An 18476-nucleotide genomic window follows, 5' to 3' on the forward strand; every position below is an offset into this window, starting at 1 on the left:
TTACTCATGCACGCGCACCTCTCGGAACATGCCCATTTCCATGTGGTACAGCAGGTGGCAGTGATAGGCCCAGCGCCCCAGCGCATCGGCGGTTACCCGGTAGCTGCGCCGCGAGCCCGGCGGCATGTCGATGGTGTGCTTGCGCACCTGGAACTGGCCGTTTTCATCCTCCAGATCACTCCACAAGCCATGCAGATGAATGGGATGGCTCATCATGGTGTCGTTGACCAGCACCAGCCGGACCCGCTCGCCATAGGTCAATTGCAAGGGTTCGGCGTCGGAGAACTTCACGCCATTGAACGACCAGGCGAACTTCTCCATGTGCCCGGTGAGGTGCAGCTCAAGGGTGCGGCTGGGGTCGCGGCCGTCAGGGTCTTCAAAGGTGCTGCGCAAGTCGGCGTAAGTCAGGACACGCCGGCCGTTGTTGCGCAGGCCGATGCCGGGGTCGTCGAGTTTGGGCACCGGGTTCATGGCCTGCATGTCCACCAGCGGGTTGCCTTGCTCGCTGGCCGGATGGGCCTGCATCGACATGGCGCGGTGATCCATGCCCGCCATGTCCGGCATATCCGCCATGGCGCCGTGGTCCATGCCGCCCATGCCCATGTCGTCCATGGTGATCCAGGGGCGCGGGTCCAGCGCCGGCACCGACGCGATTGCTCCCGCTTGAAGGGCCAGCGTGCCGCGGGCGTAACCACTGCGGTCCATCGACTGCGCAAACAGGGTGTAGGCGGCCGCGGTAGGTTCGACCAGCACATCAAAGGTCTCCGCCACGGCAATGCGGAACTCATCGACACTCACTGGCTGCACCGGCTGGCCATCGGCGGCGATCACCGTCATTTTCAGCCCCGGGATGCGCACATCGAAATAGCTCATCGCCGAGCCGTTGATGAAGCGCAGGCGCAGGGTCTCGCCCGCCCGGAACAGGCCAGTCCAGTTGCGTTCCGGTGGCTGGCCGTTGAGCAGGTAGGTGTAGGTCTCGCCGCTGACGTCGGCCAGGTCGGTGGGGTTCATCTTCATCTGCGCCCACATCAGGCGATCGGCGGCGGTGGCCGACCAGCCCTGCTTGCCCACATCCCGCACGAAATCGCCCACGGTGGGTTTGTGCAGGTTGTAGTAGTCGGACTGTTTCTTGAGGGTTTTCATCAGCGCAACCGGGTCTTCATCGGTCCAGTCCGACAGCATCACCACGTAGTCACGTTGGTAAGTGAAGGGCTCGGGCTCCCTGGGATCGATCACCAACGGGCCATACACGCCCTGCTGCTCCTGAAACCCCGAGTGGCTGTGGTACCAGTAGGTGCCGTGCTGCTTGAGCGTGAACTGGTAGACAAACATCCCACCCGGCTCGATGCCCTTGAAGCTCAAGCCCGGCACACCGTCCATGGACGACGGCAGGAGAATGCCGTGCCAGTGGATCGACGTCGGCTCGGCCAGGCGGTTCTTCACGCGCACGGTGACCGTGTCGCCTTCGCGCCAGCGCAGCAAGGGGCCAGGCAGGCTGCCGTTGATAGTCAGCGCGGTACGGTTGCGACCGGTGAGGTTGATTGGCATCTGGTCGATGAACAAATCAAATTCGGTACCCGCCAGCACGGTGGGCTGGCCGGGACTGGTGAGCGCCCAGACCGGGCTGCGCCAGAGCCCTAGCCCGCTGAGCAAGCCGCCGGCGGCCAAGCCTTTGACGAAGGTTCGTCGGGTAGTGGTGGAGTGCATGCCGATTCAATTCCATGGGTTGAATGGCAGCAGATTAGGCAGGGCCGGCTGTCAGCCAGCTTAGCGGCAGATTACCGATCTGACAGTTTCGCCCGGCACCGTACTCGGTGCCGGAGCGTAGGGGGTCAGGCGATCTGCGCCTTGGAGGCCACTTCGGCAAAGGTCGTTGGGTCCAGCGCATCCGCCTGTTCGTCCAGCACCTGGCGCGGGTGATCATTGCCCGGGATCGAACTGTCGATCAGCGCCAACAGCTGCGCGCCGAGCGGAGTCAGGATGAAATTCTCACCATTGCCGCCCTCCTCTTCAGGGCGCGACTCGATGAAGCCGCGCTTGAACAACAGCGCTTCATAATCTGCCGCGGTCTTCTTGAGCGCGTCCAGGTTACCGGTGGGCTCGCCCGCGGTGGCCTTCTCGGCCGCTTCCTGCTCGGCGTATTTGCGTGGGGCGAAGCTGCCCTCGCCGTTCTGCACTTCATGCAGCAGACGTTCGATCAGATCCCAGTTGTAAGTCGTCATCCTGATTCCTCCTGCAGGCGGGTGGAAAATAGCCTGTCTAAAGGTGTGACACGCCCTGTCGGTCACCGTTCAGCCGAATAGACGGACGTTATTTCTCTGAACTTTCCAGACGTTCGCGGCCTCAACAGCTCATATCCGCCAAGGAGGTGTGCCCATGAAAACCCTGATGAACCTGGCCGTCGCGGCCGCGCTGTTGAGCGCCCTGCCCGCCTGGGCCTGTACGCCCGACGAAGCCACGAGCAAGCGCGAGCAATTGGCTCAGGAAGTGACCAGGCTGACCGAGCAGAATCCGACCAAGGCCAAGGAGATCAACGACGAACTGCAGAAGATGGACCTGGATACGCAAAGCGCGGAGTTCCCCGACAAATGCCAGTTGATCGACGCCCGGCTCAAGGAACTCAAGGAAGCCGCCGCCAAAGCCAAAGACTGAGGGCATAAAAAAACCGGACAATCGTCCGGTTTTTCACATCACCCGCGCCTTTATTCGGCAGCCGGGGCTTGCGGCTTGCGGCGCTTGAGCGGTGCCATGCCGTCCTTGCTGACGAGCGACAGGTTGTCGGTCTTAGGCCGGTTGGCGATCTTGCGCTTGGTGGGCGACTTGGCGCCGGTTTTCTTCTTGTCGCCCTTGGCGTCGGTCTTTTTCTTCTTCACGCCAACGGCCTTGCCCGAGGCCTTGACCTTCTTCGGCCCGGTGTAGGTGCCTTTGACTTCCTTGATGGTACGGCGCTCGAACGACTGCTTGAGGTAGCGCTCGATGCTCGACATCAGGTTCCAGTCGCCGTGGCAGATCAGCGAGATGGCCAGGCCATCGTTGCCGGCACGCCCGGTACGCCCGATACGGTGCACGTATTCGTCGCCGCTGCGGGGCATGTCGAAGTTGATCACCAGGTCCAGGCCGTCCACGTCCAGGCCGCGTGCGGCAACGTCGGTGGCCACCAGGATCTTCACGCCGCCGGCCTTGAGGCGGTCGATGGCCAGCTTGCGGTCCTTCTGGTCTTTCTCGCCGTGCAGCACGAACGCCTTGTATTCCTGGGCCACCAGGCGGCCGTAGATGCGGTCGGCGGCGGCGCGGGTGTTGGTGAACACAATGGCTTTCTGATAGGTCTCGTTGGCCAGCAGCCAATTGAGGATCTGCTCTTTATGCACGTTGTGGTCGGCGGTGACGATCTGCTGGCGCGTGGTCGCGTTCAGGTCGCTGACGTTGTTGACCTGCAGGTGCTCAGGATTGTTCAGCACCTTGGCGACCATCTCGCGCAGGGTGGAACCGCCGGTGGTGGCGGAGAACAGCATGGTCTGCTGGCGGTTGACGCACTCGCCCACCAGGCGCTGTACATCGTCGGCAAAGCCCATGTCGAGCATGCGGTCGGCTTCGTCCAGCACCAGCACTTCGACTTCCTTGAGGTCGAGGTTGCCGGCGTTGAGCTGCTCGATCATGCGCCCCGGGGTGCCGATCAGGATGTCCGGCACCTTGCGCAGCATGGCGGCCTGGACCTTGAAGTCTTCACCGCCGGTGATGATGCCGGACTTGATGAAGGTGAACTGGGAGAAGCGCTCGACTTCCTTCAAGGTCTGCTGGGCCAGCTCGCGGGTCGGCAGCAGGATCAGGGTCTTGATGCTGACGCGCACTTTGGCCGGACCGATCAGGCGGTTCAGCACAGGCAGGACAAAAGCGGCGGTCTTGCCACTCCCGGTTTGAGCTGTCACCCGCAGGTCACGCCCTTCGAGCGCGAGCGGGATGGCCGCTGCCTGCACAGGCGTAGGCTCGACAAATTTAAGCTCGGCCACGGCTTTGAGCAGGCGTTCGTGCAGGGCGAATTGGGAAAACACGGGTGCTACCTCGAAGAAATACAAAAAATCAGCTGCATAGGTTACCGGTTTCGGGCGCCCAAACCGAGTTTCTTTACGTGAACGGTGTGAATCGGCCGCTTTTTTGTCAGGACATTTGTCCATGGCGTCAACTTTGTTGCACTTAAATGCTCTAATCGCCCCGTCTTGTCCCACAGAAGAATCGGTTTCACCCATGGATATCAAACAGCTCTGGCTCAACGCCCAGGACCTCTGGGGCGCCCTCGACGAACACCCGCTGCTGCACGCCAGCCTCGGCTTGCTGGTGTTGCTGGTGGTGGCCCTGGTGCTCGGACGGGTGGCACGCTACCTCATCCTCCACGCCGTCAAACTGCTTGGCCGGCAACCGTCCCTGCACTGGCTCAACGACCTGCGGCACAACAAGGTCTTCCATCGCCTGGCGCAGATGACGCCGTCACTGGTGATCCAGTTCGGCCTATACCTGGTGCCGGACCTGAGCAAGACCGCCATCCTGTTCATCGGCAACGTGGCCCTGGCGCTGACCATCCTGTTCCTGGTGCTGGCCATCAGCGCCCTGCTCAACGCCCTGCTGGACATCTACGCCCGCACCGAACACGCGCGCACCCGCTCGATCAAGGGCTATGTGCAGTTGGCGAAGATGGTGCTGTTCGTGTTTGGCGCGATCATCATCGTCGCCACCCTGATCGACCGCTCGCCGCTGTTGCTGCTGTCGGGGCTGGGTGCGATGTCGGCGGTGATCCTGTTGGTGTACAAGGACACGTTGCTGTCGTTCGTCGCCAGCGTGCAGTTGACCAGCAACGACATGCTGCGGGTCGGCGACTGGATCGAAATGCCCCAAGTCGGCGCTGATGGTGATGTGGTGGACATCACGTTGCACACGGTCAAGGTGCAGAACTTCGACAAGACCATCGTTTCCATCCCCACCTGGCGCCTGATGTCCGAGTCGTTCAAGAACTGGCGCGGCATGCAGGCCTCCGGCGGGCGCCGCATCAAGCGCAGCCTGTTCATCGACGCCAGCGGCGTGCGCTTCCTGCGCGACGACGAAGAACTGCGCATGACCCAGGTGCACCTGCTCACCGACTACATCGGGCGAAAACAGGCCGAACTCAAGGCCTGGAACGAAGCCCAGGGCCACAGCGCGCAACTGTCGGCCAACCGCCGCCGCATGACCAACCTCGGCACCTTCCGCGCCTATGCCCTGGCCTACCTGAAAAGCCACCCGGACATCCAGCCGAACATGACCTGCATGGTGCGCCAGATGCAGACCACTGCCCAGGGCGTGCCGCTGGAAATCTACTGCTTCACCCGCACCACGGCATGGGCCGATTACGAGCGGATCCAGGGGGATATCTTTGATTACCTGCTGGCGGTGTTGCCGGAATTTGGCTTGAGTCTGTATCAGCAGCCGAGTGGCAATGACTTGCGCGCCGGGGTGTTGCCGGCGGTATTGGGGGCCAGTCATTTGCCGGCCCCTGAAAGTCACGCTGGCTAAACCAGGGAGCGGTTGGGCGCCTTCACGCCCAACCGACTGATCCACACCGCCCCCAGAATCACCACCCCACCCAACGCCAACCGTCCCAGCGGCTCATGCTGGTTCCAGATCAGCAAATTCAGCAGCAACCCCACCGGCACATGCAGGTTATTCATCACCGCCAGGGTGCCACCCTGCACCAGGCAGGCGCCCTTGTTCCACCAGTACATGCCCAGCGCCGTACTGACCAGGCCAAGGAACACCAGCACGCCCCATTGCAGCGGCGCCTCCGGCAGGAAGTCAGCCTTGCCGAACAGCAGGAACGCCGGCAATACCACCAGCAACGCGCCGAGGTAGAAGTAGCCGAAGCGCCGGTAGTGCGGCAGAGTGCTCGGGTAGCGCGCCACCAGGTGCTTGTACATCACCTGGCCGGCGGCGTAGGTGAAGTTGGCCAATTGCAGCAGCAGGAAACCGCCAAGGAAATGCGGGGTGATCTGGTCGAAGCGAATCACCGCTGCGCCTGCTACCGCCACGAGTGCGGCGACCAGTGCCCAGGGGTTGAAGCGACGGTTGAGGGCGTCCTCGATGAGGGTCACGTGCAACGGCGTGAGAATGGTGAACAGCAGCACTTCCGGCACGGTGAGCACACGAAAGCTCAAGTACAGACACACGTAGGTCACGCCGAACTGCAGCGCGCCGATCACCAGCATGCCGCGCATGAAGGCCGGCTCCACCGAGCGCCAGCGGGTCAGCGGGATGAACACCAGCCCGGCCAGCAGCACACGCACCAGCACGGCGAAGTAGCTGTCGACGTGACCGGCGAGGTATTCGCCGATCAAGCTGAAGGAAAATGCCTGAATCAGGGTAACAACCAGTAAGTAGCCCATGCGCGCCTCGTTTCGAATGGGCGGGACATTAAAGGTTTTCGACGGTTGAAGAAACTCGGGGCAAAAAAAACCCGACCTCGCTAAAGCGTCAGTCGGGCGGTAGCACTCAGGAGCAAAAGTGCAAAGGGAGGTTCGTTACGCGTACTTGAAGGGTTGGCGTGGAGCGATATAAACACTGCGCGATTATGTGACGATTAAAGGATCAAGCCACCTGGGCCAACAGCGCCTTGGCGTGGTTGATGCCCTTTTCCTGGAAGTCACCGCTCAGGTTCACCCCTTCGGCATGAATGAACGTAACGTCATGAATCCCGATGAAGGCCATGACCTGACGCAGGTACGGTTCCTGGTGATCGGAGCTGGCGCCGGTGTGGATGCCGCCGCGAGCGGTGAGCACGATGGCGCGCTTGCCGGTCAGCAGACCCTGAGGGCCGGTGGCGGTGTACTTGAAGGTCACACCCGCACGCAACACGTGGTCCAGCCAGGCTTTGAGGGTGCTGGGGATTGCGAAGTTGTACATCGGCGCAGCCATCACCAGGACGTCGGCGGCGAGCAATTCGTCGGTCAATGCGTTGGAGCGATCCAGGGACGCCTGTTCGTCGGCGTTGCGCTGATCGGCCGGCTTCATCCAGCCGCCGAGCAGGTTGGCATCCAGGTGTGGAACCGGGTTGAGCGCCACGTCACGCACGGTGATCTGATCTGTCGGGTGAGCGGCCTGCCATTGGCTGATGAATTGCTGGGTCAGTTGGCGGGAAATCGAATCCTGCTGGCGAGCGCTGCTTTCGATGATCAGAACGTTGGACATGGCGTTGTAGGCTCCATCTGTAATTGCTGTGAGTCGATGGAGTGAAGATTAAACAGAGCCAATTCGATTAAAAAGCGCAAAAAACTGCTATAACCCATCTATAAATTTGTTCAAAGGCGGAGCATGCTCCGCTCTCGGCTTATTTCGGCGTGCAGGCCAGGGCAATACGCATCTTGATAATGGCGCGGTTGAACTTGACCGTGGTGTTGGTACTTTTGCCCGCCGGCACCGTGACCGTGCGGCGACGCGGCGATTCCGGGCCGTTGGTGAAGGTTACCGAGCACACGGCATCGTGGGTGCCGTAGTTATTGAGTTGGATCGAGCTGATGTCGCCGTCCACGTCAGAGGCGGTGTAATCGATGCTCACGCCGTCGATCTTCTTGGTCACGTCAATGGGGTAGGCAAACGCACTCATCGGCAGCAGCGCCAGCAACACACAACAGAATTTTCTCATTCGGCAGTCTCCAATAAGGACAGCCAGCTTAGGACAAGAGGAGCCCATCTTGAAAGCGCCCCGCGTTACCCTCGATCAATGGCGCACGCTGCAGGCCGTGGTCGACCATGGCGGCTTCGCCCAGGCGGCCGAAGCGCTGCACCGTTCGCAGTCCTCGGTGAGCTACACCGTGGCCCGCATGCAGGACCAGCTTGGCGTACCGCTGTTGCGCATTGACGGGCGCAAGGCGGTACTCACCGACGCTGGTGAAGTGCTGTTGCGCCGCTCCCGGCAACTGGTGAAAAACGCCAGCCAGTTGGAGGACCTTGCCCACCATATGGAGCAGGGCTGGGAAGCCGAAGTGCGCCTGGTGGTGGACGCGGCCTATCCGAATGCGCGCCTGGTGCGCGCTCTTTCCGCCTTCATGCCCCAGAGCCGTGGCTGCCGCGTGCGCCTGCGGGAAGAAGTGTTGTCTGGCGTTGAAGAGTTGCTGATGGAAGGCGTCGCCGACCTGGCGATCTGCGGGTTCAGTATCCCCGGCTACCTGGGCACGGAAATGAGCGATGTGGAGTTTGTCGCAGTGGCCCATCCCGAGCACACGCTGCACCGCATGAACCGCGAACTGAGCTTCCAGGACCTGGAAAGCCAGATGCAGGTGGTGATCCGCGACTCCGGCCGCCAGCAACCGCGCGATGTGGGTTGGCTCGGCGCCGAACAGCGCTGGACCGTCGGCAGTCTTGCCACCGCCGCCGCCTTTGTCGGCAGCGGCCTGGGCTTTGCCTGGTTGCCCCGGCACATGATCGAGCGCGAACTCGCCGAAGGCGTTCTCAAGCAACTGCCGCTGGAACAGGGCGGTAGCCGCCACCCCACGTTCTACCTGTATTCAAACAAGGACAAACCCCTGGGGCCTGCCACGCAGATCCTCGTGGAACTGCTGCGCACCTTTGACACCGCACCGCTGGACGCGCCTTTCGCCGCCCCCCGGCAAGCCTGAAACGGAGTTCGCCCATGGCCTGGTTCGACCATGAAGGATGCAGCCTGCACTACGAGGAATATGGCCACGGCACGCCGCTGGTGCTGATCCACGGCCTGGGCTCCAGCAGCCAGGATTGGGAACTGCAGATTCCAGTACTGGCCCGGCATTACCGCCTGATCGTGGTGGACGTGCGCGGTCACGGCCGCTCGGACAAACCGCGCGAACGCTACAGCATCCCGGGTTTCACCTACGACCTGATCGCCTTGTTCGAACACCTGGACCTGCCACCGGCCCACGTGGTGGGCTTGTCCATGGGTGGCATGATCGCTTTCCAACTGGCCGTGGACGAACCGGCGCGGATCAAGAGCCTGTGCATCGTCAACAGCGCCCCCGAGGTCAAGGTGCGCAGTGCCGATGATTACTGGCAGTGGGCCAAGCGCTGGAGCCTGGCACGCTTGCTGAGCCTGTCCACGATCGGCAAGGCGTTGGGCGAGCGGCTCTTCCCAAAACCGCACCAGGCCGACCTGCGCCGCAAAATGGCCGAACGCTGGGCAAAGAACGACAAACGTGCTTATCTCGCAAGCTTCGATGCGATTGTGGGATGGGGGGTGCAGGAACATCTTTCGCGCATTACTTGTCCTACGCTGGTCATCAGCGCCGACCACGACTACACCCCTGTGGCGCAGAAACAAAACTATGTAAAACTGCTGCCCGATGCGCGACTGGTGGTGATAGAAGATTCCCGCCATGCCACGCCCTTGGATCAACCCGAAGTCTTTAACGCAACCTTGCTCGAATTTCTAAAGACAGTCGAAACCACTACCCAGGATCACTGACCCATGCTGAAAAAAATCGCCTTCTTTGCCGGTTCTGTTCTGTTCGCCGCCAACCTGATGGCCGCCGAGCCCGCCAAGGCGCCCCACGTATTGATCACCACCACCAACGGCGATATCGAGATCGAACTGGACCCGGTCAAGGCGCCAATCAGCACCAAGAACTTCCTGGCCTATGTCGACAAGGGCTTCTACACCAACACGATTTTCCACCGTGTGATCCCGGGTTTCATGGTCCAGGGCGGCGGGTTCACCGCGCAGATGGCGCAGAAGCCGACCGACGCGCCAATCAAGAACGAAGCCAGCAACGGCCTGCATAACGTACGTGGCACCTTGTCGATGGCGCGCACCAATGATCCGAATTCGGCCACCAGCCAATTCTTCATCAACGTCGCCGACAATGCGTTCCTCGACCCAGGCCGCGATGCCGGTTACGCCGTGTTCGCCAAAGTGGTCAAGGGCATGGATGTGGTCGACATCATCGTCAACTCCCAGACCACTACCAAGCAAGGCATGCAGAACGTGCCAATCGATCCTGTCGTGATCAAGTCGGCCAAGCGCCTCGACTGAGCCTGGCAGGCAGTTCCGCGCGCAGCCCACAAGGCTGCGTGCGCATTTGAAAGGAGAGCCCGCACGGCGGGCGTCATACCTAATGCTCTATCGTCGCTTTGAACAACTGATCGACATCTTCCGCGACGCCCCCAGCGCCGCCCCGCCTGATAAAGTCCTGCCCTTCTACCTCTACTACCTGCGCCAGGTGTGGCCGCATTTCGCCGCCTTGCTGGTGGTGGGCCTGATCGGCGCGCTGATCGAAGTGGCGCTGTTCAGCTACTTGAGCCGCATCATCGACCTCGCCCAAGGCACGCCGCCCGCCGACTTCTTTCAGGTGCACAGCACCGAGCTGATCTGGATGGCCGTGGTCGCCCTGTTGCTGCGCCCGATCTTCGGCGCCCTGCATGACCTGCTGGTGCACCAGACCATCAGCCCCGGCATGACCAGCCTGATCCGCTGGCAGAACCACAGCTACGTGCTCAAGCAGAGCCTGAATTTCTTCCAGAACGACTTCGCCGGGCGTATTGCCCAGCGCATCATGCAAACCGGCAACTCCCTGCGCGACTCCGCCGTGGCGGCGGTGGATGCGATCTGGCACGTGGCGATCTACGCCATCAGCTCCCTGGTGCTGTTTGCCGAGGCCGACTGGCGCCTGATGATCCCGCTGGTGACCTGGATCCTCTGCTACAGCCTGGCGCTGCGCTACTTTGTGCCAAGGGTGAAGGAGCGCTCGGTGATTTCCTCCGAGGCGCGCTCCAAATTGATGGGCCGCATCGTCGATGGCTACACCAACATCACCACCTTGAAGCTGTTCGCCCATACCCGCTATGAGCAGGAATATGCCAAGGAAGCGATCATCGAGCAGACCGAAAAAACCCAGCTGGCCAGCCGCGTGGTCACCAGCATGGACATCGTGATCACCACCATGAACGGCCTGCTGATCGTGACCACCACCGGCCTGGCGCTGTGGCTGTGGACGCAGTCGCTGATTTCCGTTGGCGCGATCGCCCTGGCCACCGGCCTGGTGATCCGTATCGTCAACATGTCCGGCTGGATCATGTGGGTGGTCAACGGCATTTTCGAAAACATCGGCCAGGTGCAGGATGGCCTGAAGACCATTGCCCAGCCGCTGGCCGTGATCGACCGCGACAAAGCCCCGCGCCTGAGCGTGCCCCATGGCGAAGTGCGTTTCGAGCAGGTGGATTTCCACTATGGCAAGAAGAGCGGGATCATTGGCGGCCTCAACCTTGAGATCAAGGCCGGTGAAAAGATCGGCCTGATCGGCCCGTCCGGTGCGGGCAAGTCGACCCTGGTCAACCTGCTGCTGCGCCTGTACGACCTGCAAGGCGGGCGTATCCTGATCGACGGCCAGAACATCGCCGACGTCGCCCAGGAAAGCTTGCGCGAACAGATCGGCATGATCACCCAGGACACGTCGTTGCTGCACCGCTCGATCCGCGACAACCTGCTGTACGGCAAGCCCGATGCCACCGACGAAGAACTCTGGGCCGCCGTGCACAAGGCGCGCGCGGATGAGTTCATCCCATTGCTGTCGGACTCCGAAGGCCGCACCGGGCTGGATGCGCATGTCGGTGAGCGCGGCGTGAAACTCTCCGGCGGGCAGCGTCAACGTATCGCCATCGCCCGCGTACTGCTCAAGGACGCGCCGATCCTGATCATGGACGAAGCCACCTCAGCGCTGGACTCGGAAGTGGAAGCCGCGATCCAGGAAAGCCTGGAAACCCTGATGCAGGGCAAGACCGTGATCGCGATTGCCCACCGCTTGTCGACCATTGCGCGGATGGACCGCCTGGTGGTGCTGGAGAAAGGCCAGATTGCCGAAAGCGGCAGCCATGCCGAACTGCTGGCCCATGGTGGGTTGTATGCACGGTTGTGGCAGCACCAGACCGGCGGCTTCGTCGGCATCGACTGATCCCACATTAGAGCCCTGGATTTGTGCCATAGCCGTGCTGTACTCAGTGCAGTGCCCAGACGGGCGCTGAAGTAAATCTGCAGGGAGCATCACTGATTTACTGATTGGGTAGAGCGATCTATCAAGGACGGGTTGCATGTCTTTGTTCAAGCGTTCAGTCACAGAGGGGTTGGGTACGTTTTGGCTGGTGTTGGGCGGGTGCGGGAGTGCGGTGCTGGCCGCGGCGTTTCCCGCAGTCGGGATCGGGTTGTTGGGCGTGTCCCTGGCCTTCGGGCTCACGGTGCTGACCATGGCGGTGGCCATCGGGCATATCAGCGGTTGTCACCTCAACCCGGCAGTATCGGTGGGGCTGGTAGTGAGCGGAAGGTTTCCGGCCAGGGAGTTACCGGCGTACATCGTCGCGCAGGTAGTCGGTGGCACGGTCGCCGCTGCGTTGCTGTACTTCATTGCCAGCGGCAAGCCGGGGTTCGAACTGGCATCGGGCCTGGCGTCCAACGGCTATGGCGAGCATTCGCCCGGCGGGTATTCACTGGCGGCGGGGTTTGTGTGTGAGCTGGTGATGACGGCCATGTTTGTGGTGATCATTCTGGGCGCCACCGACCGCCGCGTTCCCAAGGGCGTGGCACCCTGCGCCATCGGCCTGGCCCTGACCCTGATCCACTTGATCTCCATTCCCGTGACCAATACCTCGGTCAACCCGGCCCGCAGTACCGGCCCGGCACTGATCGTCGGCGGGTGGGCGATCCAGCAATTGTGGATGTTCTGGCTCGCGCCGATCCTGGGTGCGGTGATCGGTGGGTTCACTTATCGATGGCTGGGCAAGGAGGCGCCGGGCTGAGGCAAACGGGTTCAGCCCTGCCGATAAGGCAGGGCTGCTCTTATCGGACAGCCATTCACCCTTGATGGGCCTGCATGTACTGACGCAATAGCTGGTTAATACGCGTCTGGTAACCAGATCCTTGATCTTTGAACCACTCCAGTACATCAGCGTCCAGCCTGATAGTGACCGCCTGCTTCACTGGAACACGTAACTCGGCATGCCGGAAAAAATCGGCATCCAGCTCAGGAATATCGCTGGTATCGATCTCGTTATCATTCATTTTGGCCAAGCGCTCCCAGTCAGTTTTCGATGTTTGCGTCATAGTATTTGGCCTCCTTCTTGGTTGCTTTTCGGGCAGAAATGATGCGAATCACACCACCATGCCGCTCGGTATATACGACCACACCCACTAACAATTTGATCCAGCCAATACTGATCCACGCTCTTCGCCATAATCCGCTCGATCATCGCGTAAGGCCAGCATCGGGTGCCTGAAGATATCTGGAACGTCATTGAAATCGATGCCGTGTTTAACAATATTGGCTTTATTTTTGGATTCATCCCACTCAAATAGCATGGCACGACCTGTATGTACTTTTGTACATACAAAATAGCAATTTCAGCCTTGCCTGGAAGCGCCACAAGACCAGCGGCTCAGCCCTGCCGATAAGGCAGGGCTGCCCTTGCCTCCTGTGCATACGCCACGATCCCCACCCGTTCACGCTCGAGAAAATCCTCCACGGCATTCTTCAATCCCGGATGGCGCAGGTAGTGCCACGACCGCGTGATCACCGGCTCGAACCCACGGATCAACTTGTGCTCGCCCTGCGCCCCCGCGTCGAAGCGTTGCAGGCCGTGGGCGATGGCGTAGTCCATGCCCTGGTAGAAGCAGGTTTCGAAGTGCAGGCGATCAAACTCTGCCAGGCAACCCCAGTAGCGGCCGTAGAAACTGTCGCCGCCGAGCAGGCTGAAGGCCATGGCTACCGGACGCGAGCCTTGCTTGGCCAGTACCACGCGGATCGCTTCGGGCATGCGCTCGGCCAGCAGGCTGAAGAAAGCGCGGGTCAGGTAGGGAGATTGGCGGCGCACGGCATAGGTGTTGGCGTAGCAGGCGTAGACAAAATCCCACTGCGCCTCGCTCAGTTCATGGCCTTGCAGCCACTCGAAATCGATCCCCTGCCCCGCCACTTGCTCGCGCTCCTTGCGCATCTGTTTGCGCTTGCGCGAGCTCAAGGCGTCGAGGAAGTCCTGGAAGTCGCGGTAGCCCCGGTTCTGCCAGTGATACTGACAGCCCAGGCGCTGCAACCAGCCCGCTTGCCGGGCCAGTGCAGCATCGGCCAGATCATCCGTGAAGTTGATATGGGCGCTTGAAAGCCCCTCGATCTCGAGGTAACCCGGCAGGCTCTTGAGCAGCTCAAAACCGTCATCGGCACTCGCGGCCAATAAGCGCGGACCGCTGACCGGGCTGAAGGGCACCGCCGTGAGCAACTTGGGGTAATAGTCGATACCGGCGCGCTCGCAGGCATCAGCCCAGCCGTGATCGAACACGTACTCGCCATAGGAATGCCATTTGCGATAGCTGGGCAACGCCGCCACCAGCCGCTCACCCTCCCAGTGCAGCAAATGCTCCGGCTGCCAGCCAGATTGCGGGCCCAGGCTGGCGCTGTCTTCCAAGGCACTCAGGAACGCATGCCGCACGAACGGCTGCCCCTGCGGCACCAGCGCATCCCAGGCTTGCGGGGCGATTTCGGACAGGCTGTCCAGGCGTTGCAGCGGCATCGGCATCCTCACTGGTTCGGGGCGTGAAAGCCTGGCGAGTATCGCCGATTGCCAGCCCTGGCACATCCCCGATTCGCACGACAAGGCTCTAAACCAATAGTTCCGAATATAAATAATTTGTCATCTAGATGACATCACTTCGCCACTGCGTCGTCATAAACGGTCGCGATACTGACGCCTGTTTTTAGAGCGCCTGGTTCTACCCGGCGGCTATTTTCCGTCCGTCATCGGTCGGTTGTGTCCTGGATGGTTTGCCATCCCTCCTCACTTTCGGAGATTGATATGCGTCTTGCTTCCACTAAAACTGCGGCGGTCCTGTGCGGCGGCCTGTTACTGGCCCTGAGCGTTCCGGCCAGCGCTGCAGTCGACGCTAAATTGCTCGACATGCTCAAGGCCAACGGCCAGATCACCGCAGCGCAGTACACCGAACTGCAAAGCGAATTGGCCAAAGACCAGAAAGAACAGCAGATCGCACGGCAAGCTCAACAAGAGACCAACGAACAGATCGCGGCCACCGCGAAGAAAACCAATGAGCTGAGCAGCTTTGACCAGAAGCTGGCCTGGGCCGCCAAGACTCAGTTCAAGGGTGACGTACGTTTCCGTCAGGAAACCGTGAAAATCCAGGGCGAATCCAACAACGGCGGCCGCGACAAGGACCGTCAGCGTATCCGTGCCCGCCTGGGTGCCTACACCGAGATCAACTCGCAGGTCGACACCGGTATCCGTATTGCCACCGGCAGCAGCGACGATGCGCGCTCGACCAACCAGGACCAGGACAACTATTTCGACAAGAAGTCGATCTGGCTGGACCTTGGCTACATCGACTACCACCCGGACCAGATCAAGAACCTGCACGTGATCGGCGGCAAGATGCTGCAACCGTGGGTGAACATGGGCGACGTCATCTGGGATAGCGACATCAACCCTGAAGGTCTGGCCCTGACCTACAAATACCCATTGGGCAGCAGCGCCGAACTGTTCGGCAGCCTCGGCAACTACAACCTCAAGGACAACGTCGACGGCGACGGCGTGCAGTTCCGTCACGACCTGCGCCTGACCTCTGGCCAGTTGGGCACACGCTTCTCGGTCACCGACAACCTGAAAATGACCCTGGGCGGCAGCGTCTACGCCTACCAGAATGACAAGGACAGCCGTTGCACAACCACCACCACGCCTTGCGCACTGGCGGTCAACGGTAACTCGGCCGACAACCAGTTCCGCCTGTATGAAGGCTTTGCCCAAGCCGACATCGGCGGCCTGGCTGTACCGCTGGCGTTCTACGGCCAGTACGTGAAAAACAACGACGCCGTGACCGACCAGGACACAGCCTGGCTGATCGGCGCCAAGTCGAAAGTGTTCGGTTTCAACCTGGACTACAACTACCGCGACATTCAGCGTAATGCCGTGGTAGGTGCCTTCACCGATTCGGACTTCGCCAACGGCACCACCGGTTCGCGCGGTCACAAGATGAAGGTCAGCTACGACATCGACAAGAACTTCGCCCTCGGTGCCACGTACTTCCTGACCAAGGCCGACTACGCCAGCCGCACCCAGCGTGATGCCAACACCAACACCCTGCAGCTGGATGCAGAAGCCAAGTTCTAACAGTAAGTGTTGAAAGCCTTGGGCCAGGACGGCCCGAGGTGGCTGTACCAGTCTTGCGTAGGTGGATCGGTCCCCATCATCCGTTCGCTCCACCCACGCGAGCCTGTTTATTCCCCGCCTTTATGATCCTTGAGCCGCTCGTCAGCCAGACGCTGCGCCAAGGCCTCCACACCGTCTACCGGTTCGTCCGGCATTATCCTCAGCGTCGCCTGCATCAAGCGCATCTGGCGGATAAACCGGCGGCAGTTCGGGCAGAACATCAAGTGATGACGCACCAGCAGACGCTCGCGAAAGGTCAACTGCCCATCGAGATAGTCACTGGAACGTGCCACTTGTTCTTTACAGGTCAACATTCGCCCGTTTCCTCAAAATGCTCCACCGTGGCGAAGACTTTAAGCCGTGCCCGATGCAACAGCACACGGACATTGGAGAGCGACAACGTCAGAAGATTACAGATCTCTTCCAACTCCAGGCCCTGGCGCTCACGCAGTACCAGCACACTGCTCTGCAACTCCGACAGGCTCAGGATTGTATGCTCCAGGCATTTGCGCAGTTCATCCTCGGTGAGCAAGGCTTCCGGGGTGTCCTGGTGCCAGGCATACGGGGCGACGGCCCAGTGACCATCGTCGGGGGTGAAGCGATCGTCACCGATAGTGCCGTGGGGCGAGGGCAGATCGTCGAGCAACACTTCGCGACGGTTCTGCTTGTAGCGCCCCTTGGCAGCGTTGGCGGTAATGGTCAGCAGCCAGGTCTTGAGGCTGGAACGGCCTTCGAACCTGGCCAGGTTGCGCACCACTGATAGCCAGGCGTCCTGCACGACTTCGTCGGCGTGACGCTGGCCGACGATGGCATAGGCCACCGCCCGCATGGCGCTCTGGTAGGTGGTGACCAATTCCTTGTAGGCCCGCTGCTCACCCTGGAGCAGGCGTTCAAGCAGGTGCGCGTCGTCCGCTGCTGCCATTCAAGACCTCGACTGTCTTAGCGTTTGCGCAGGATCACGCTGCCGATCGAATAGCCCGCGCCAAACGAGCTGAGCACCGCCACGGAGCCCTTGGGCAGATCATCCTGATTCTTGTGGAACGCAATCACCGAACCCGCCGAGCTGGTATTGGCGTAGGTATCGAGGATCACCGGGGCTTCTTCCACGGTGGCTTCGCGGCCCAGCAGTTTCTTGACGATCAGGTGGTTCATGCTCAGGTTGGCCTGGTGCAACCAGAAGCGCTTCACGTCGGTCACGTTCAACTGGTTCTCTTCCAGGTGCACGCCGATCAGCTCGGCGACCATCGGGCATACGTCGCGGAACACCTTGCGGCCTTCCTGTACGAACAGTTTGTCCGGCGCGCCGATGCCCTCTTCCGCGGTGCGGTTGAGGAAGCCGAAGTTGTTGCGGATGTTATTGGAGAACTTGGTCAGCAACTTGGTGCTCACCACGTCGAACTGGTGTTCGGAGGTTGCCAGGTCGGCGCGCTCCAGGACCACGGCGGTGGCCGCATCGCCAAAGATGAAGTGGCTGTCGCGGTCGCGGAAGTTCAGGTGGCCGGTGCACACCTCCGGGTTGACCATCAGGATCGCCCGCGCCTGGCCCAGCTGAATGCTGTTGGCGGCGTTCTGGATGCCGAAGGTGGCCGAGGAACAGGCCACGTTCATGTCAAAACCAAACCCTTCGATGCCCAAGGCTTCCTGGACTTCGATGGCGATGGCCGGGTAGGCACGCTGCAGGTTGGAACAGGCGACGATCACGCCGTCGATGTCGGCAGCGGTTTTGCCCGCGCGCTGTAGAGCTTGTTCAGCGGCGCCGACGGCCATCTGGCAGAGCACCGACCATTCGTCGTTGCTGCGCTCGGGCAGGCGTGGGGCCATGCGCTGCGGATCGAGAATGCCGTCCTTGTCCATCACGAAGCGGCTCTTGATGCCGGAGGCCTTTTCGATGAAGGCGGCGCTGGATTCGGTCAGCGGCTGCACGTCACCGCGCTCGATGGCGGCGGCGTTGTCGCTGTTGAACTGTTGCACGTAAGCATTGAAAGACTGCACCAGCTCTTCGTTGGAGATGCTGTTGGCCGGGGTATACAGGCCAGTGCCGCTGATGACGACGTTATGCACGGTCGTTCCTCTAAATCTGTCAGGCAGAAGATATTGGTACCGTCGTACCAAACTGTAAGTAGTCCGATTCCGCTCCGCGGACACCAAACTGGCATCGCTTTATTCCATCGCGCCGCAGCCTTTCGCGACGATCCCGGCATTTATAACCGCGAAGTTTGCCACAACCCTCGGAATTTGGCGCTATCTGTGGGAGGGGGCTTGCCCCGATAGCGGTGGGCCAGTCAACACATCCTTTA

The 18476-nt window shown here is 61.0% G+C and carries 19 protein-coding genes and 1 pseudogene; 8 read left to right on the forward strand and 12 right to left on the reverse strand.

Annotation, left to right across the window (positions count from 1 at the left end):
• Both BFN10_RS21480 and BFN10_RS21485 read right to left on the reverse strand, forming a co-directional pair.
• Complete coding sequence (locus BFN10_RS21480; protein WP_071491343.1) at window positions 1-1707, reverse strand: copper resistance system multicopper oxidase; 1707 nt, start codon at window positions 1705-1707, stop codon at window positions 1-3.
• A 125-nt stretch (window positions 1708-1832) separates the two neighbouring features.
• Window positions 1833-2222, reverse strand: a complete 390-nt coding sequence (locus BFN10_RS21485) for a transcriptional regulator (protein ID WP_071491344.1) — start codon at window positions 2220-2222, stop codon at window positions 1833-1835.
• Window positions 2223-2376: 154 nt separating this feature from the next.
• Here BFN10_RS21485 and BFN10_RS21490 point away from each other — a divergent pair, with 154 nt between their 5' ends.
• The gene (locus BFN10_RS21490; protein ID WP_071491345.1) at window positions 2377-2652 is read left to right on the forward strand and encodes a hypothetical protein; all 276 of its coding nucleotides are present in this window, start codon (window positions 2377-2379) and stop codon (window positions 2650-2652) included.
• A gap of 50 nt (window positions 2653-2702) precedes the next feature.
• On the opposite strand, the gene BFN10_RS21495 is transcribed toward BFN10_RS21490, so the two are convergent.
• Window positions 2703-4049 (reverse strand): DEAD/DEAH box helicase, encoded by a 1347-nt coding sequence (locus tag BFN10_RS21495; RefSeq protein WP_071491541.1) that lies wholly within the window; start codon window positions 4047-4049, stop codon window positions 2703-2705.
• A gap of 193 nt (window positions 4050-4242) precedes the next feature.
• On the opposite strand from BFN10_RS21495, the gene BFN10_RS21500 reads away from it, so the two are divergent.
• A complete protein-coding gene (locus BFN10_RS21500) occupies window positions 4243-5541 on the forward strand; it encodes a mechanosensitive ion channel family protein (RefSeq protein WP_071491346.1) in 1299 nt (432 codons plus the stop codon).
• On the opposite strand, the gene BFN10_RS21505 is transcribed toward BFN10_RS21500, so the two are convergent.
• The 3 genes from BFN10_RS21505 to BFN10_RS21515 form a co-directional block, all read right to left on the reverse strand.
• A complete protein-coding gene (locus BFN10_RS21505; RefSeq protein ID WP_071491347.1) occupies window positions 5538-6407 on the reverse strand; it encodes a carboxylate/amino acid/amine transporter in 870 nt (289 codons plus the stop codon). The two genes, BFN10_RS21500 and BFN10_RS21505, sit on opposite strands and share 4 nt — an antisense overlap.
• Before the next feature lie 202 nt (window positions 6408-6609).
• A complete protein-coding gene (locus BFN10_RS21510; protein ID WP_071491348.1) occupies window positions 6610-7209 on the reverse strand; it encodes an FMN-dependent NADH-azoreductase in 600 nt (199 codons plus the stop codon).
• Between the two features lie 139 nt (window positions 7210-7348).
• Complete coding sequence (locus BFN10_RS21515) at window positions 7349-7663, reverse strand: hypothetical protein (RefSeq protein ID WP_058425359.1); 315 nt, start codon at window positions 7661-7663, stop codon at window positions 7349-7351.
• Between the two features lie 49 nt (window positions 7664-7712).
• On the opposite strand from BFN10_RS21515, the gene BFN10_RS21520 reads away from it, so the two are divergent.
• The 5 genes from BFN10_RS21520 to aqpZ all read left to right on the forward strand — a co-directional run bounded on the left by BFN10_RS21520 (window position 7713) and on the right by aqpZ (window position 12774).
• Window positions 7713-8636, forward strand: a complete 924-nt coding sequence (locus tag BFN10_RS21520; protein ID WP_071491349.1) for a PA3225 family LysR-type transcriptional regulator — start codon at window positions 7713-7715, stop codon at window positions 8634-8636.
• Between the two features lie 14 nt (window positions 8637-8650).
• On the forward strand, window positions 8651-9454 hold the full coding sequence (locus BFN10_RS21525; protein WP_071491350.1) for an alpha/beta fold hydrolase: 804 nt from the start codon (window positions 8651-8653) through the stop codon (window positions 9452-9454).
• 3 nt (window positions 9455-9457) lie between these two features.
• Window positions 9458-10021, forward strand: a complete 564-nt coding sequence (locus tag BFN10_RS21530; protein ID WP_071491351.1) for a peptidylprolyl isomerase — start codon at window positions 9458-9460, stop codon at window positions 10019-10021.
• 82 nt (window positions 10022-10103) lie between these two features.
• Complete coding sequence (locus BFN10_RS21535; RefSeq protein ID WP_071491352.1) at window positions 10104-11936, forward strand: ABC transporter ATP-binding protein; 1833 nt, start codon at window positions 10104-10106, stop codon at window positions 11934-11936.
• A 136-nt stretch (window positions 11937-12072) separates the two neighbouring features.
• The gene (gene aqpZ / locus BFN10_RS21540) at window positions 12073-12774 is read left to right on the forward strand and encodes an aquaporin Z (protein ID WP_071491353.1); all 702 of its coding nucleotides are present in this window, start codon (window positions 12073-12075) and stop codon (window positions 12772-12774) included.
• Window positions 12775-12829: 55 nt separating this feature from the next.
• Here aqpZ and BFN10_RS21545 read toward each other — a convergent pair whose 3' ends face one another.
• The 3 genes and pseudogenes from BFN10_RS21545 to BFN10_RS21550 form a co-directional block, all read right to left on the reverse strand.
• Entirely contained in the window at window positions 12830-13078 is a 249-nt protein-coding gene (locus tag BFN10_RS21545; protein ID WP_071491354.1) for a BrnA antitoxin family protein, read from the reverse strand.
• Window positions 13056-13333 (reverse strand): annotated as a pseudogene (locus BFN10_RS29000) (BrnT family toxin). The gene BFN10_RS21545 and the pseudogene BFN10_RS29000 overlap by 23 nt, the downstream one beginning before the upstream one ends.
• A 77-nt stretch (window positions 13334-13410) precedes the next feature.
• Window positions 13411-14535 (reverse strand): GNAT family N-acetyltransferase, encoded by a 1125-nt coding sequence (locus BFN10_RS21550; RefSeq protein ID WP_071491355.1) that lies wholly within the window; start codon window positions 14533-14535, stop codon window positions 13411-13413.
• Between the two features lie 282 nt (window positions 14536-14817).
• Between BFN10_RS21550 and BFN10_RS21555 the strand changes: the two genes are divergently transcribed.
• Window positions 14818-16140 (forward strand): putative porin, encoded by a 1323-nt coding sequence (locus BFN10_RS21555; RefSeq protein WP_028617432.1) that lies wholly within the window; start codon window positions 14818-14820, stop codon window positions 16138-16140.
• Window positions 16141-16247: 107 nt separating this feature from the next.
• On the opposite strand, the gene BFN10_RS21560 is transcribed toward BFN10_RS21555, so the two are convergent.
• Genes BFN10_RS21560 through BFN10_RS21570 form a run of 3 tightly spaced genes read right to left on the reverse strand, consistent with a single transcriptional unit; the run spans window position 16248 to window position 18240 of the window.
• Window positions 16248-16493, reverse strand: coding sequence for an anti-sigma factor family protein (locus tag BFN10_RS21560; RefSeq protein WP_071491356.1), 246 nt, complete (start codon window positions 16491-16493; stop codon window positions 16248-16250).
• Window positions 16487-17101, reverse strand: a complete 615-nt coding sequence (locus tag BFN10_RS21565) for an RNA polymerase sigma factor (RefSeq protein ID WP_071491357.1) — start codon at window positions 17099-17101, stop codon at window positions 16487-16489. Before BFN10_RS21565 ends, BFN10_RS21560 begins: the two co-directional genes overlap by 7 nt.
• A gap of 17 nt (window positions 17102-17118) precedes the next feature.
• Entirely contained in the window at window positions 17119-18240 is a 1122-nt protein-coding gene (locus BFN10_RS21570) for a beta-ketoacyl-ACP synthase III (RefSeq protein WP_071491358.1), read from the reverse strand.
• Window positions 18241-18476: the final 236 nt, after the last annotated feature.

It is taken from the genome of Pseudomonas extremorientalis, assembly GCF_001870465.1.
Classification (GTDB): Bacteria; Pseudomonadota; Gammaproteobacteria; order Pseudomonadales; family Pseudomonadaceae; genus Aquipseudomonas; species Aquipseudomonas extremorientalis.

Excerpts from the sequence above, each read along its gene's own strand:
- BFN10_RS21490 (WP_071491345.1), top strand. The coding sequence starts at position 2,377 with ATGAAAACCCTGATGAACCTGGCCGTCGCGGCCGCGCTGTTGAGCGCC.
- BFN10_RS21515 (WP_058425359.1), bottom strand. The coding sequence starts at position 7,663 with ATGAGAAAATTCTGTTGTGTGTTGCTGGCGCTGCTGCCGATGAGTGCG.
- BFN10_RS21485 (WP_071491344.1), bottom strand. The coding sequence starts at position 2,222 with ATGACGACTTACAACTGGGATCTGATCGAACGTCTGCTGCATGAAGTG.
- BFN10_RS21505 (WP_071491347.1), bottom strand. The coding sequence starts at position 6,407 with ATGGGCTACTTACTGGTTGTTACCCTGATTCAGGCATTTTCCTTCAGC.
- BFN10_RS21535 (WP_071491352.1), top strand. The coding sequence starts at position 10,104 with ATGCTCTATCGTCGCTTTGAACAACTGATCGACATCTTCCGCGACGCC.
- BFN10_RS21565 (WP_071491357.1), bottom strand. The coding sequence starts at position 17,101 with ATGGCAGCAGCGGACGACGCGCACCTGCTTGAACGCCTGCTCCAGGGT.
- BFN10_RS21530 (WP_071491351.1), top strand. The coding sequence starts at position 9,458 with ATGCTGAAAAAAATCGCCTTCTTTGCCGGTTCTGTTCTGTTCGCCGCC.
- BFN10_RS21525 (WP_071491350.1), top strand. The coding sequence starts at position 8,651 with ATGGCCTGGTTCGACCATGAAGGATGCAGCCTGCACTACGAGGAATAT.
- BFN10_RS21560 (WP_071491356.1), bottom strand. The coding sequence starts at position 16,493 with ATGTTGACCTGTAAAGAACAAGTGGCACGTTCCAGTGACTATCTCGAT.
- BFN10_RS21550 (WP_071491355.1), bottom strand. The coding sequence starts at position 14,535 with ATGCCGCTGCAACGCCTGGACAGCCTGTCCGAAATCGCCCCGCAAGCC.
- aqpZ (WP_071491353.1), top strand. The coding sequence starts at position 12,073 with ATGTCTTTGTTCAAGCGTTCAGTCACAGAGGGGTTGGGTACGTTTTGG.
- BFN10_RS21500 (WP_071491346.1), top strand. The coding sequence starts at position 4,243 with ATGGATATCAAACAGCTCTGGCTCAACGCCCAGGACCTCTGGGGCGCC.
- BFN10_RS21545 (WP_071491354.1), bottom strand. The coding sequence starts at position 13,078 with ATGACGCAAACATCGAAAACTGACTGGGAGCGCTTGGCCAAAATGAAT.
- BFN10_RS21555 (WP_028617432.1), top strand. The coding sequence starts at position 14,818 with ATGCGTCTTGCTTCCACTAAAACTGCGGCGGTCCTGTGCGGCGGCCTG.
- BFN10_RS21510 (WP_071491348.1), bottom strand. The coding sequence starts at position 7,209 with ATGTCCAACGTTCTGATCATCGAAAGCAGCGCTCGCCAGCAGGATTCG.
- BFN10_RS21480 (WP_071491343.1), bottom strand. The coding sequence starts at position 1,707 with ATGCACTCCACCACTACCCGACGAACCTTCGTCAAAGGCTTGGCCGCC.